This window comes from Huintestinicola butyrica, from assembly GCF_025567215.1.
Classification (GTDB): domain Bacteria; phylum Bacillota; class Clostridia; order Oscillospirales; family Ruminococcaceae; genus Huintestinicola; species Huintestinicola butyrica.
Window position 1 is genome coordinate 56519 of record NZ_JAOQKB010000015.1, and the last position, 13873, is coordinate 70391.

Annotated in this window: 13 protein-coding genes; 3 read left to right on the forward strand and 10 right to left on the reverse strand. The window is 47.0% G+C overall.

Features of this window, described 5'->3' with window-relative positions; all coding sequences use genetic code 11:
* Window positions 1–26 precede the first annotated feature (26 nt).
* Window positions 27–1376 carry a sodium-dependent transporter gene (locus OCV68_RS13080; RefSeq protein ID WP_262573295.1) on the forward strand — a complete coding sequence of 450 codons (1350 nt, stop codon included), beginning with the start codon at window positions 27–29 and terminating at the stop codon, window positions 1374–1376.
* Between the two features lie 106 nt (window positions 1377–1482).
* The gene (locus OCV68_RS13085) at window positions 1483–3297 is read left to right on the forward strand and encodes a glycoside hydrolase family 127 protein (protein ID WP_262573297.1); all 1815 of its coding nucleotides are present in this window, start codon (window positions 1483–1485) and stop codon (window positions 3295–3297) included.
* Here the strand turns inward: OCV68_RS13085 and OCV68_RS13090 are convergent.
* From OCV68_RS13090 to OCV68_RS13115, 6 genes are all read right to left on the reverse strand, one after another.
* Window positions 3279–4103: an AraC family transcriptional regulator gene (locus tag OCV68_RS13090; protein ID WP_262573299.1), complete on the reverse strand. Its 825-nt coding sequence runs from the start codon at window positions 4101–4103 to the stop codon at window positions 3279–3281. The two genes, OCV68_RS13085 and OCV68_RS13090, sit on opposite strands and share 19 nt — an antisense overlap.
* A 52-nt stretch (window positions 4104–4155) precedes the next feature.
* The gene (locus OCV68_RS13095) at window positions 4156–5133 is read right to left on the reverse strand and encodes a DUF6179 domain-containing protein (RefSeq protein ID WP_262573301.1); all 978 of its coding nucleotides are present in this window, start codon (window positions 5131–5133) and stop codon (window positions 4156–4158) included.
* Window positions 5130–5525 (reverse strand): DUF6323 family protein, encoded by a 396-nt coding sequence (locus OCV68_RS13100; protein ID WP_262573305.1) that lies wholly within the window; start codon window positions 5523–5525, stop codon window positions 5130–5132. The genes OCV68_RS13095 and OCV68_RS13100 overlap by 4 nt, the downstream gene beginning before the upstream one ends.
* A 601-nt stretch (window positions 5526–6126) precedes the next feature.
* Window positions 6127–6876, reverse strand: a complete 750-nt coding sequence (locus OCV68_RS13105) for a YdcF family protein (protein ID WP_262573308.1) — start codon at window positions 6874–6876, stop codon at window positions 6127–6129.
* Window positions 6877–6920: 44 nt separating this feature from the next.
* Window positions 6921–7175, reverse strand: coding sequence for a TIGR03905 family TSCPD domain-containing protein (locus OCV68_RS13110; RefSeq protein WP_022474068.1), 255 nt, complete (start codon window positions 7173–7175; stop codon window positions 6921–6923).
* A gap of 19 nt (window positions 7176–7194) precedes the next feature.
* A complete protein-coding gene (locus tag OCV68_RS13115) occupies window positions 7195–8028 on the reverse strand; it encodes a PHP domain-containing protein (RefSeq protein ID WP_147621857.1) in 834 nt (277 codons plus the stop codon).
* Window positions 8029–8351: 323 nt separating this feature from the next.
* Between OCV68_RS13115 and OCV68_RS13120 the strand changes: the two genes are divergently transcribed.
* On the forward strand, window positions 8352–9719 hold the full coding sequence (locus OCV68_RS13120) for a citrate/2-methylcitrate synthase (RefSeq protein ID WP_262573311.1): 1368 nt from the start codon (window positions 8352–8354) through the stop codon (window positions 9717–9719).
* Between the two features lie 246 nt (window positions 9720–9965).
* On the opposite strand, the gene OCV68_RS13125 is transcribed toward OCV68_RS13120, so the two are convergent.
* From OCV68_RS13125 to OCV68_RS13140, 4 genes are all read right to left on the reverse strand, one after another.
* On the reverse strand, window positions 9966–10127 hold the full coding sequence (locus OCV68_RS13125) for a FeoB-associated Cys-rich membrane protein (protein WP_022473924.1): 162 nt from the start codon (window positions 10125–10127) through the stop codon (window positions 9966–9968).
* 68 nt (window positions 10128–10195) lie between these two features.
* On the reverse strand, window positions 10196–12697 hold the full coding sequence (feoB, locus tag OCV68_RS13130; RefSeq protein WP_262573313.1) for a ferrous iron transport protein B: 2502 nt from the start codon (window positions 12695–12697) through the stop codon (window positions 10196–10198).
* Between the two features lie 64 nt (window positions 12698–12761).
* Entirely contained in the window at window positions 12762–12983 is a 222-nt protein-coding gene (locus tag OCV68_RS13135; protein WP_337673776.1) for a FeoA family protein, read from the reverse strand.
* Between the two features lie 15 nt (window positions 12984–12998).
* The gene (locus OCV68_RS13140; RefSeq protein ID WP_022473921.1) at window positions 12999–13211 is read right to left on the reverse strand and encodes a FeoA family protein; all 213 of its coding nucleotides are present in this window, start codon (window positions 13209–13211) and stop codon (window positions 12999–13001) included.
* Between the last annotated feature and the right edge of the window lie 662 nt (window positions 13212–13873).

The window sequence follows — 13873 nt, forward strand, 5'->3', positions numbered from 1 at the left end:
GAATGTTACAGCAAAGGAATGATCGTATGAGCAAAAATGTCAGCGGAAGCGGCAGAGACAAATGGTCAACGGGTTTTGGCTTCATAATGAGCGCCGCAGGTTCGGCGGTGGGACTGGGAAATATCTGGAAGTTCCCCTATGTCTGCGGCACAGGCGGAGGAGCATTGTTCCTTGCTGTGTATATTTTCTTTGTGCTGGTGCTGGGCTATCCCATTCTGCTGACGGAGCTTTCTGTGGGCAGGCACGGCGGAAGCAATGCGGTAGATGCCTGCGAAAAGATAAAAAAGGGCTGGGGCTTTGCGGGAGGCTTCGGCGTGGCAGGCTCTGCGGCGGTGCTTGCCTATTACTGCACCGTCGGCGGCTGGGTGATGAAATACCTTTTCAGCACAGCTTCGGGGAATATCCCATTGCCCTCATACTTCTCAGAATACAGCACTATGACGGCGGAGCCTGTTGTATGGCAGACGGTTTTTCTGCTGATAAACGGCATTATAGTAGTATTCGGTGTATCAAAGGGCATTGAAAAGGTGTCGTCGGTGCTTTTGCCGCTGCTGCTGGTGTTCCTTGTGGGGCTGATGATATATTCCCTGACCCTGAACGGGGCGGCGGAGGGCGTGAAGTTCTTACTTATGCCTGACTTTTCAAAGATAAGCAGCTTCGGCGATGTGGCTGACATTGTTGTTAAAGCCATGGGACAGGTGTTTTTCTCATTGTCGCTGGGAATGGGCACTCTTATAACCTACGGCAGCTATCTTGAAAAGGACAACGACCTGAGCCGCAGCACATGGATAATCGTCACCATTGACACAGCTATTGCCATGATAAGCGGACTTACCGTGCTTCCTGCGGTGTTTGCCATGGGGCTGGAGCCTGACGAGGGAGCGGGGCTTATCTTCTCCACCCTGACGGCGGTGTTCGGTGGACTGAGCTATGGGCGTATTGCGGGAACGGTGTTCTTTGCACTTGTGCTTTTTGCGGCGATAACCTCTTCAATTTCTCTGCTGGAAACTATAGTTTCGTTCCTCACCGAGCGTTATGGGCTTTCACGGCTGAAAGCCACGGTTATACCTGTCATTATAATAGGTCTGCTGTGCGTGCCTGCTTCCCTTTCCTACGGTGTGCTGTCTGACGTAAGGATCTTCGGGCTGACGGTGTTTGAACTGTTTGTTTTCCTTTCCGACCAGATAATAATGCCGCTGGGAGGCTTTTCCCTCTGTATTCTTGCGGGGCGGATATGGGGGAGAAAGAATATGGAGCGGGAGATATCCTCCGACGGAAGATATCCCTTCAGGCTGGCGGGAGTGTTTGATGTTATGATAAAATATCTCTCTCCCGCAATGATAATCATTGTGTTCGTTTCGTACTTTATCAGATAAAGATAGGTAAAAATGTTGACCTTATATGCGGTTTTATCTACCGACAAATCCAAAATTATATGCTATAATGATGTCAATGAAAATCACATCAAAGGAGCTGCTTGGTATGTTAAAGACCGCATATAAAGAAAATGTTACCGTTCTCCCCGGCGTGTTCCGTGAGAGAATGTCCCTTAACCGTGCTTATCTTATAGGACTGGATCCGCAGTGCCTGCTCCAGAACTTCTACCTTGAGGCAGGAATAATTATCCCCGGACTGCAGGTAGTAGATGACCCAGCAAAGGCAAATCTCCACTGGGGCTGGGAAGCTCCCACCTGCCAGCTGAGAGGTCATTTCCTTGGTCACTGGCTCTCCGCTGCTGCCTACTATGTGGCATATGACCATGACGCAGAGCTGAAAGTAAAGCTTGACAAGATAATCTCCGAGCTTGCACGCTGCCAGCAGCTCAACGGCGGCGAGTGGATAGGCTCTATCCCCGAAAAATACTTTGACAAGCTTGCAAAGAGACAGTACATATGGTCTCCTCAGTATGTTATGCACAAGACCATAATGGGACTTATGCACGCTTACACCTATGCAGGCAATGAGCAGGCAATAGAGATAATCGACCACCTGGCTGACTGGTATCTCCGCTGGACTGAGGCTATGCAGAGCGTTAATCCCCACGCTGTTTACAGCGGCGAGGAAGCAGGTATGCTGGAGGTATGGGCTTCACTTTACGAGATAACCAAGAATGAAAAGTACATGACCCTTGCCCGGAGATACTGGAATCCCGGACTTTTCGGAAATCTTGCGGCAGGCAAGGATCCTCTTTCCAACTGCCACGCAAATGCAAGCATTCCCTTTATCCACGGCGCTGCAAAGCTTTATGAGGTAACAGGCGACGAAAAATGGAGAGACCTGGCTGAGCGTTTCTGGAAGTTTGCAGTTACCGACCGTGGAATGTACTGCACCGGCGGACAGAATGCAGGCGAATTCTGGGTTCCTCCTTATATGCAGGGACATTTCCTCGGCGAGACAAATCAGGAGTTCTGCACAGTTTATAATATGGTAAGAGTTGCTTCCTACCTCTTCAAGTGGACTGGTGACAAGAAGTATGCTGATTACATAGAGCGCAGCCTTTACAACGGCTTCCTTGCTCAACAGAATGCAGTTACAGGTATGCCCACATACTTCCTGCCACTTGCTGCGGGAAGCAAAAAGAAATGGGGCAGCAAGACCCACGACTTCTGGTGCTGCCATGGAACCATGGTGCAGGCGCAGGCATTGTACCCCGAGCTTATTTATTACAGAGATGAGGATAGCAATAAGCTTATCGTAAGCCAGTATATCCCCTCAAAATATGAGTTTGACCATAATGGCAACAGCATTTCCATTGAGCAGACCACGGGCATGAAGTACTATAACGATCAGGCTTTCTTTGATGAGCATGATGACGGTCAGATGTCAAGATGGCTGCTGAAATTCATCGTAAAGACCGCTTCTCCCGAGAAGTTTACCGTTGCTTTCAGAATACCCGCATGGGCAAAGGGTGAACCTGTGGTGGAGATCAACGGCAAAAAGCCCGAGAGCCTTGACATTGCCGACGGATACCTGAACATTACTGCCGAATGGAACAGCGACATGGTTCAGATATTCTTCCCCAACGGAATAGTTATGGAGTCCCTGCCCGATATGCCCGAAATGGCTGCGGCTGTTGACGGTCCTATCGTTCTTGCGGGCATCATCGACAAGGACAGCGGGCTTGTGGGAGCGGACGATCCCGACGGCGTATTCACATGGCAGACAGAGCACACCTACGGCACATTCCCCTGGAAGCAGAATTCCTACCACACAAAGGGTCAGCCTGTGAACATCACCTTCAAGCCCCTTTACGATGTTACCGACGAGACATACACAGTTTACTTCACCAAGAAGTAATTTTTGTACTGCATGGGGGTCATGCCCTCGTGCTTTCGGAACATTTTCATAAAATATTTTTCGTCGTTGAAGCCGCATGAAAATGCGGCTTCTTTTATGCTTACATTTTCCGAGGACAGTAGATTTTTTGCGACTTCAATGCGGCATTTGTTAAGGAAGCCTATAAGGGGTATGCCCGTTTCCTTTTTGAAAAGTGCGGAAAAATATTCGGTGTTGTAGTGAAATTCTGCTGCAATATCCGAGGCGGAAAGCTGCCTGTGGCAGTTGGATTTTATCCATTCACGGGCGGAAGCTATGACGGGGGAGATACTTGATCGGCTGCCGTTTACGCTGTCGATATGCTCCTGTGTAAGCTCCATAAGCAGCAGAGACATGGAGCAGGCAGGGAGAGCCTCGCTGTAAAGATCTTCACGGCGGGAAAAATCCAGAAGCTGCCTGAAAAGCATCTCACAGCGGCTGTTGGGGACACTGCCATATTCGGGGATAGCTATTTCAAAGCTTTCCGTCACGCCGCTCTCATATATTTCAAAGGGGACAATGGGCTTGAAGTGCGCCCAAAGATAGGACAGCCTGCCGTCGGAGGGTGCGTGTCCGAAATGCTCCTCATCGGCGGGGAGCAGGATATATTCGCCCTTGGAAACGGCGTATTCCTTTCCGCCCGATGTTATGTTCAGCGTGCCCTCGGTAACGAGGATAAGAACGCAGCAGTTAAGCGTGCGCCGCTGGTGTGTAAAAGTCTCACGGCTCACAAAATTTCCGCAGGAAAAAAAGCGCAGCTGCGCTGATGTGCTGTAAAATATACGCATATTATCACCATAGATAAGTTTTTTCTCAGTATATAATGTAACGGCGATTTTGTCAAGCTTTGATTACGGTAAAAACTCCCGCTGTGCCGCCTGATTGAACGGCGCTGCCAAGCCGAATGGCAAATGCGGGAGCATACTGCCGCAGATACATATAAAGAGGCGGGGAGCTTATGGCTTTGTAATATGCTGACAGACCTTTTTCCAGCAGCGATGTTATGCTGTCAGCCGTCAGACCCTTGCAGCGGCTTCCGATGTCTTTAACGTCATTTTCCGTCAGCTCAAGGGCTAACGGCTTCCCAATAATTGCTCTGCCAAGAAGGTTATCCGCAATTACCTCGGCAATGTTCAGGTACATTTGCCTGTAGTCGTCATTACGTTCATGAGCGTAGGATTCAAGCAGGCGGATAATATCGGCTTCGCTGAAAAGGCGGCAGAGCTTGTTTTCAAGGCAAATGCAGCGGTAATAATCGCAGATGAACATTACACCTTTAAGCTTGCTGTCGCAGGCGTTTTGACCCAGCAGGGGATAGTCTATATTACATGGGCAGCCTGCGCCGTCAAACTGTGCGGAATAGTTGCGTCTGAATTCGTCATAGGCCTTTTCGGTGACATAGTGGTACTCGTGATTATCTGCGTTGATGCGGGTATTGTAGGCGGTGCGAAATATTTTCATGCTTTCCTCAAAAAGCCTGAGAATTTCCGTCGAGCCTTGCTTCAATATGCTGCTCATGGGCATATTTACAAGGGCACTTGCGGCTTTTTCGTGGGAGCGCAGGCTGAGCAGATACACGTCCGAGCGATATAACACGGAAGAAGCAAGCAGCTGTGCCCTGCTTTCGGATATGCTTCCGCTTTGCCTGCGGGTGGACTGCATGGCTGTTTCGGTAAATTCGTTTTCAAGGGCTTTTTTTATTTCAAGCTGTTTGGCGGTGTTCAGCATACCGCTTTCGATGCAGAGACTTATAAGCTCCATTGTGTAGTTTTCGGGGGAAAGGCTGCCAAATTTTCCGAATACTATTTCGTTGCTCATAGTTCCTCCTCGATAAGTGAGCGGAGCATTTCAAGGCTTCCGCCGCTTTTTTGCTCCCATAATGCGTACATTTTGGCTATTACGGCTCTGTCGGACAAATTATCGTGGGTCTCATTTTTCATATAGGCGAATATCTCCGCAAGCTCAGCGAAAAAATCCGATTGCTCTTTGGGAAGATAGCTGCTTTGTGAAAATGAGGTTATCATTATTGGGAGGACACTTTCACCGAAAAATACACGTCCACTGTCATTATAAGCAGAAGCCTCGGCGGCTGCCAGCTCATATGCTTCCTTTGGGGTAAGGGTTATTTCCGAATATCTTTGCGACAGGGATAAAATATCATCGGCGGTTTTGGCAAGCTTTGTTTTGTTATTCAGTTGTAGAAGATACACAATATCAGTCTCCTTGTTTTGTTTGAAATGCTAATTGAAAAATTGCTTAAAATGTGGTATGATATATCATGTAGAGTTATATATCTTTGCTGATATACAGCTTTTGATTTTCATTATAGCATTTAAAAACAAGGCTGTCAAGATAAAAATATGGCTGCTGCAGCGTTATGCTGCGGCAGCCTTTTGTGTTATGATGTTGTTGCGGGTGATTTTTTCATTTGTCCGTACCTGCGCCTTACGGCGGAAACTGAAACGCAATTTCTGCGAAATTGCTCTCAGTTTCAAGCCGCCTGCAAAAAAAGATTTTGGTATATTAAAGATAAAATATTTGTTTAGCGTGATTTTTAATTTTCAGTGCAGGCGGCTTTAGGACTTTTTATTCAGTCGGATAACGTTTTAATCATTCATATTGCAAGCGAAAAGATTTCGCTGTCTGCGGACAGCGACCAAATGGCTCCGCCCTTTGGAAACCTGCAAGCCTTTCGGGAAAAAGGCTTGACCTAAACCCTTTACCTTTGTGCTTATTTGTGCGGATTTTTTTGTTTAGTGCCACACAAGCTTTAAAAAAATGAGCTGCTGCATCTTATGCAACAGCCCAGTTTTATTTTCTTCCTATTATAAGCTCGTGCAGCACGCCGAACCACTCCCTTACCCAATAGGAGGGCAGCAGAGGGGGATAGGTGGGTGAGCTTTTACTGTAGCATTCAAGCCCTTGCTTTGAGGCTATCATTTTTGCACGCAGCTGATGAAATTCGCTGGTGATGATGACTGCCTTTCGGCTCATTCCCATGCTGTCAAATATTTCAAGGGAATTTCTTATATTCTGGAACGTATTTTCTGACTTGTCCTCCATGATTATCCTATCGGGGGAGATGCCCTTTTCCACAAGTGAATTTTTTATTGCCTGAGCTTCGGACATTGGCTCGTCGCTGCCCTGTCCGCCTGAGGCGATACATATGACGTTTTCGTTCTCGGTCATATAATCATAAGCGGCGTCAATGCGCTTTTGCAGCATAAGAGACGGCCCGTTTTCCTTTACTCTGCACCCGAGAACTATTACGGTCGTCGGCTCATCGGGCAAGTTATTCGCTGCACTTATCATCAGCACCGATATGACTATTGCCGTTATCACGCCTATTACCGCAAGGGCGGCTATGGCGGTTATTATCATCTTTCCCGCCTGTGTCTTGTAAGCTGTTTTTATAAGGCTCACAAATGCGCTGCGCTTTACAAGTATGACCGTCAGCAGGGCGCAGATAAACATTCCCGCAGCGCTGCCGATGTTTGGCTTTGTGAATACTGCCGCTGCCAGGAACAGCAGGAAAAGCAGCACCAGAACCAGTTCTATCAAAAGAAAGCACACCTGTGACGGTGTGCTTTTTGCCAAAATGCTCATTACATTGCCTGCTTGATGGCTTCTTTAAGAGCCTTGGCAAGCTGGTCGGGACATGATGTTCCTCTGCCGTTGCAGTTTACGCCTTCGAGACGGGAGATAACGTCCTCAGCCTTCATGCCTTCAACGAGCTTGGAGATGCCCTGAGTATTGCCGTTGCAGCCGCCTACAAAGCGAACCTTGTTGATGATACCGTTTTCGATATCAATTTCGATCTTTCTGGAACAAACGCCCTTGGGTGTATATTCTACAGTCATTTTTATCACCTTTCAGTACTTATTTTTTGTTGCACAGCTTCAGGATTCGGTCTATGTTATCCTTGTCGGTGGTGTACATCCCTATTGGTGTGGGCTTCATATTATAAAGTCCGTGGAAGTCGGAGCCGCCTGTTACGATAAGGTCATATTCATTTGCCTTTGCCAGCAGTGTTGCCTGCTGCTCCTCATTGGCTGAATAGTGGAACACCTCAACTCCGTCGATTTTGCCCTCCTTGGCGAGATCGTCCAGCAGTTCAAGTGAATCATACACCACAGGGTGAGCCATGACCGCTGCACCCCTTGCGGAATGGATAAGATCCAGCACATAGTTGATATCGGGATATTCACGCTCAACTATACAGGAACCCGTTTTTTCGTTGAAAAGCTCATCGTCCAGCTTTCCGTAGAAGTGGTTGGAATAGCCGTACTCGATAAGCGCATGAAGGATATGCTGCTTATAGATGCTTTTTGAGCCCACAACGTGCTTTGTGATATCCTCAGCAGTTATGGGATAGAGCTTCAGGACATTTTCCACCGTCTCCTTTGCGCAGGACTGACGTATCTCGCTGCATCTGCGGCAGATACCCTCCAGTCTGTCAGGCTTCTGGGGAGCATAGCAGAGGATATGCACCTTTCTGCCACGGGTCTTGTCCCATGCGGTAAGCTCAACGCCGGGAATGGTCTGTATTCCGTATCGGTCTCCCAGGACCTTTGCCCTTGAGATCGACGACATTGTGTCGTGGTCGGTAATGGATATAAAGTCAAGCCCTATGCGCTTTGCCTGGGCAATGACATCTTCAACACCCAATGAACCGTCGGAAAGAGTAGTATGTACGTGAAGGTCGCCTTTCATAAATCATCCGATCCTTTCCTGTGTGCAGTAAATTTTATACACGTATATTATTATAACATAATTATATGCGCCGTTGCAATAGTATTTTCAATAATTTCATTATATTTTCACAGACATTTGTTGAAAGTTTTGAGATACTATAAATATGAATAAATTTAGCTTGAGTATTGGCTTTTGTGATAATTTGATGAAACTTTTCTTGTGTTTGATTTACCGTCTTGTAAATTTCAAACGTTTATGTTATAATAGATTGTGCTAGTATAATATCAATGTGATATCGGACGGCGAAAGACGAGCCTCCGTATTTAGAAAGGATGAAACGAATGGCTTTACACTACAGCTTCTCAAATGTTACTCCGCAGATCGAGCGTCTGGCTGATATGTGCGTCAGCAACGGTGCCATCGACCCTGAGCTTTACTCCAAGTATGAAGTAAAAAGAGGTCTGAGAGATATTAACGGAAAGGGCGTTCTGGCGGGTCTTACCGAAATATCCGAGATAGTTTCCTATACCATTGAGGATAACGAGATGATCCCATGCGACGGAAAGCTTTTTTACAGAGGATACAACATAAATGACCTGGTCAATGGCTTCGGCAAGGATAAGAGATTTGGCTTCGAGGAGACCACTTATCTGCTCCTTTTCGGAAAGCTGCCCAATAAAGCCGAGCTGAAAGAGTTCTGCGACCTGCTTGCGGACTACAGAAAGCTTCCCACCACCTTTGTGCGTGACATTATGATGAAATCCCCCAGCAGCGATATCATGAACAGCATTGCAAGGGGAGTTCTCACCCTGTTTTCATATGACGAATATCCCAATGATACATCTATCCCCAACGTGCTGAGGCAGTCGCTGGAGCTTATCGCACTTATGCCCCTTATTGCGGTTTACGGCTATCAGTGCAAGAACTATTATCTTGACGGCGAGAGCTTCATAATCCACCAGCCTGTGGCTGAGTATTCAACGGCTCAGAACATTCTTCATCTTCTCCGCCCCGACAGCAAGTTTACCGAGCTGGAGGCAAAGGTGTTGGATATTGCTCTGGTGCTTCATGCGGAGCATGGCGGCGGAAACAACTCCACCTTTACCACTCATGTTGTAACATCTTCTGGCACCGATACTTATTCTGCAGTTGCTGCGGCTCTCGGTTCCCTCAAGGGTCCCAAGCACGGCGGCGCAAATGTAAAGGTAACGGCAATGTTTGAGGATCTCAAGGCGAATATCTCCGACTGGACCGACGAGGAAGAGGTGGCATGCTACCTTACACGTCTTCTCAGAAAGGACGCTTTTGATAAGTCGGGTCTTATCTATGGTATGGGTCATGCGGTTTATTCCATTTCCGACCCCAGAGCAAATATTTTCAGAGGCTTTGTTGACAAGCTTGCCGCTGAAAAGGGCATGGAAAAGGAGCTGGGACTTTATCACATGGTAGAGCAGCTTGCTCCCAAGGTAATTTCTCATGAAAGACATATTTACAAGGGAGTTTCCGCAAACGTCGACTTCTACAGCGGATTTGTATATAGTATGCTGGGACTTCCTCCCGAGCTTTATACTCCGCTTTTTGCCATTGCACGTATTTCGGGCTGGTGCGCTCACCGTATCGAGGAGCTTTCCAACGCAGGAAAGATAATCCGTCCCGCATACAAGAGCGTAAGCAAGCACAGAGAATACACTTCTCTTGCGGACAGATAAATCTTAATAAGCAAAAATAGCAAGCCGCCGTATCATTAAGTTGATACGGCGGCTTGCTGTTTTATACTAATCTTCAATCGCTCTATAGGCAAAACCGACAGATGAAATAAGACCAGTCAAGGAAAGCGACCGCAGGCGGGCTTGCCGCCCGGCAAGGGAGCTTGACGAAGAATGGCTTATTTCAGCCGAGGATTTGTCTGTAGATTGATTAAAGATCAGTATTAATTAGGAGGTATTATGGTATTGTTATTTTTTGCGTTTGGAAGCCGAATGGCACATTCCTGCACTTGCGCAGTGTGCGCAGTTGTTGCCGCAGGTGGATTTGCCCGACCTCTTATCCTTAACGATAGACCGGACTGCAAGTCCTACGATAGCTGCAAGTATAAGCAAAACTATTACTGTTGCCATATCGAACACTCCTTTAAAAGTCGGGGACGGAAGCTCCGTCCCCGCTTACAGTTATTACCGGGTTTTAATTAAGCCTTTACCTTATTGTCGGAAAGACGTGTTGCTTCCTTATAAGGTCTTACGAGCATGTAGATCATGAATACGATGATCGCAATGGCAACGATGAGACCAAGAATATTTACATTGCCTGTGAAGAGGTTGCCGATCTGGTTGATGCAGAGAGCAACTGCATAAGCAAAGCCGCACTGATATGTGATAGCAAATGCTGTCCACTTACCGTTGTTCATCTCTCTCTTGATAGCACCCATTGCAGCGAAGCAAGGTGCGCAGAGGAGGTTGAATACCAGGAAGGAGTAACCGCTTACGCTTGTGAAGGCTGCTGCGATAGCATCATATGTGGAAGCATCTCCGCCGCCGTAAAGGATACCCATTGTACCAACGATGTTCTCCTTTGCAACGAGACCTGTGATAGATGCAACGGCTGCCTGCCAGTTGCCCCAGCCGAGAGGTTTGAAGATCCAAGCGAATACGCCGCCAATCGCTGCGAGGATACTGAAGTCGATCTCGTCCTCACTGAGCATACGGAATGTGCCGTCAACAACGCCGAAGTAAGTGGTGAACCATACAAAGATTGTAGAAAGAAGGATTACTGTACCTGCCTTCTTGATGAAGGACCAGCCACGCTCCCACATGGATCTGAGGAGGTTGCCTACTGTAGGAAGGTGGTATGCGGGAAGCTCCATAACGAAGGGAGCAGGATCGCCGGAGAACATCTTAGTCTTCTTAAGCATGATACCGGAGATGATGATTGCTGCAACACCGATGAAGTATGCGGAGGTTGCAACCCAGGGAGAACCGCCGAAGATAGCACCTGCTACCATGGAGATGAAAGGAACCTTAGCGCCGCAGGGGATAAAGGTTGTGGTCATGACAGTCATACGTCTGTCTCTTTCGTTTTCAATAGTACGGGAAGCCATGATACCGGGAACGCCGCAGCCTACACCTACCAGCATAGGAATGAAGGACTTACCGGAAAGACCGAACTTTCTGAAGATTCTGTCCATTACGAATGCGATACGAGCCATGTAACCGCAGGACTCAAGGAATGCGAGGAGAAGGAAGAGTACCAGCATCTGAGGTACAAATCCGAGAACTGCACCAACACCGGCTACGATACCATCAAGGATAAGACCGTTGAGCCAATCGGGTGTGCCTTCGATTGCGTCACCGATGAGAACGGGGATACCGGGAACCCATACACCGTAATCAGCGGGATCGGGATCTGCGCAGTTATACTTAACAAATGCGTCAACAGCATCTGCAAGATCAGCGCCTGTTGCTTCAACATCTTCTGTAGCAAGTGTTTCTTCATCTTCTACAGTGTATGTAACTGTATCAGCTTCGGTGAACATTGCAGTGAGTTCGGAAAGCTTTGCAGCAGCTGCATCAACGCTGAATGCTTCGGATTCGGGATCAATAGCATCTTCGATATCGGCTGTATCGGTGCCGTTTTCCTGAGCCTTTTCAATGAATGCTTCAATGATAGCAGGGGAATCGCCGTATTCGTCAGCAGCTTCTTCGTAAGCACCTGTGCCTATTCCGAGGAGGTGCCAGCCGTCGCCGAAGAGACCGTCGTTAGCCCAGTCTGTTGCGGAAGCTCCGACTGTTACCATTGCGATGTAGTAAACCAGGAACATTACAACTGCGAAAATAGGGAGACCGAGGATTCTGTTTGTAACGATCTTATCGATCTTATCGGAAACGGTAAGCTCACCCTTGTTCTTCTTCTTGAGGCAGTCCTTAATAATGGAAGCGATGTAGATATAACGCTCGTTGGTGATGATGCTCTCGCTGTCGTCGTCCATTTCCTTTTCGGCAGCAACGATATCCTGCTCAATGTGCTCTCTCTTGTCAGCGGGAATGTTGAGCTTTTCAAGGACCTTATCATCACGCTCAAAAATCTTGATGGCGTACCATCTCTGCTGCTCCTCGGGGATATCGTGGAGAACAGCTTCTTCAATATGAGCGATAGCGTGTTCAACGCAGCCGCAGAAGCTGTGCTGGGGGATCATGGGAACCTTGGACTCCGCAGCCTTGATAGCCTCTTCGGCAGCCTCGTTGATTCCTGTGCCCTTCAGAGCGGATATCTCAACGACCTTGCATCCAAGCTCCTTGGCAAGCTGATCGGTGTTGATCTTGTCGCCGTTCTTGCGGACAACGTCCATCATGTTGATAGCGCATACAACGGGGATTCCAAGCTCAACCAGCTGAGTGGTGAGGTAAAGGTTACGCTCCAGGTTAGTACCGTCAATAATATTGAGGATAGCGTTGGGGCGCTCGGTGATGAGGTAGTTTCTTGCAACTACTTCTTCAAGGGTGTAAGGGGAAAGAGAGTAGATACCGGGAAGGTCAGTGATAACAACGTCCTTATGACCCTTGAGTTTTCCCTCTTTCTTTTCAACTGTTACGCCGGGCCAGTTACCTACGAACTGGTTTGAACCTGTCAGCGCATTGAACAGTGTGGTTTTACCTGCGTTAGGGTTACCCGCAAGTGCGATTTTAATTTCCATATCATAGATCCTTTCAATAAAGTTTGAGTACGCTAACTTGTGCCTATGCTAAAATCGAAACGGCTCAGCCGATCTCGATCATTTCAGCATCAGCTTTTCTGAGCGAAAGCTCATATCCACGGACGGTTACCTCAATGGGATCGCCCAGGGGAGCTACCTTACGGATATAGATCTCGGTACCCTTGGTGATACCCATATCCATAATTCTGCGCTTTACAGCGCCCTCGCCTGTAAGCTTCTTTACAGTTACTGTTGAGCCAATCTTTGCTTCTTTGAGTGTCATTATAAAACCTCCTCCTTATTATACCATGATCTTGCTTGCCATTTCCTTTGAAACGGCTACTCTTGATTCCTTGACGTTGACGATAACGTTGCCGCTTATCTCGCTGATAACGGTAACGGTTCCGCCTGCAACAAAGCCAAGGTTCTCAAGGAACTTTCTTGTCTCAGGATTTCCGCCTACTTTTTTAATGATGTTTTCTTCTCCTGCAGTTGCTAAAGTTAACGGCATCATATCTTCCTCCGCCTTATTTATTAAGTTAGATTAAGCTAACTTAATGTCATTTAATATGGTTAGCTCTCACTAACCGTAATATATAATACACCCGATTTTGTCGTATGTCAAGACCTTTTGTTATCATATGCTAATTTTTGGAGATTTGAAGTATAAATTCGACTAATCTAACATATTGATTAGTCAATATATACAAACGCCTGTTTTGGGGGGTAAAAATAAGTACATATAATGAAAAGAAAAAGATAATACAACGTGTATTGGAGTCTGACAGTCATATGAATGAGAGGATATCATATAGTATAAGCTGCTGAGAGGTGATCGGATATCAGGCAGGGGATATAATGTATGTTATATGTATATTCGGTTTTGGGGAGGATAGACTATGTAAATGGCAAATGGTAAGTATAGTAGGGAAGTATATAAGTAGAGGCAAATATAATATATTAAGTGTAAGTATTTAAGAGTGAAGGAGGTATAGAAGAGTGTGTAATTAGTTGTAAAGGGCTGATAATGCTAAACTATTTGTGCACCCTGTCACTAAAATTCGACAAGAAATGCTATGATGCTGTGCAGTTATCCAAAAGCAAAAAAAAGGCTTGACAAGATGGGCTGTATATGATATGATATAAAAGCTCTCTCCGAGAGAGACAAACAAACCG

Bases quoted from the DNA above. Each gene is read 5' to 3' on its own strand.
- OCV68_RS13085 (WP_262573297.1), top strand. From the start codon at position 1,483: ATGTTAAAGACCGCATATAAAGAAAATGTTACCGTTCTCCCCGGCGTG.
- feoB (WP_262573313.1), bottom strand. From the start codon at position 12,697: ATGGAAATTAAAATCGCACTTGCGGGTAACCCTAACGCAGGTAAAACC.
- OCV68_RS13095 (WP_262573301.1), bottom strand. From the start codon at position 5,133: ATGAGCAACGAAATAGTATTCGGAAAATTTGGCAGCCTTTCCCCCGAA.
- OCV68_RS13090 (WP_262573299.1), bottom strand. From the start codon at position 4,103: ATGCGTATATTTTACAGCACATCAGCGCAGCTGCGCTTTTTTTCCTGC.
- OCV68_RS13125 (WP_022473924.1), bottom strand. From the start codon at position 10,127: ATGGCAACAGTAATAGTTTTGCTTATACTTGCAGCTATCGTAGGACTT.
- OCV68_RS13080 (WP_262573295.1), top strand. From the start codon at position 27: ATGAGCAAAAATGTCAGCGGAAGCGGCAGAGACAAATGGTCAACGGGT.
- OCV68_RS13140 (WP_022473921.1), bottom strand. From the start codon at position 13,211: ATGATGCCGTTAACTTTAGCAACTGCAGGAGAAGAAAACATCATTAAA.
- OCV68_RS13115 (WP_147621857.1), bottom strand. From the start codon at position 8,028: ATGAAAGGCGACCTTCACGTACATACTACTCTTTCCGACGGTTCATTG.
- OCV68_RS13110 (WP_022474068.1), bottom strand. From the start codon at position 7,175: ATGACTGTAGAATATACACCCAAGGGCGTTTGTTCCAGAAAGATCGAA.
- OCV68_RS13120 (WP_262573311.1), top strand. From the start codon at position 8,352: ATGGCTTTACACTACAGCTTCTCAAATGTTACTCCGCAGATCGAGCGT.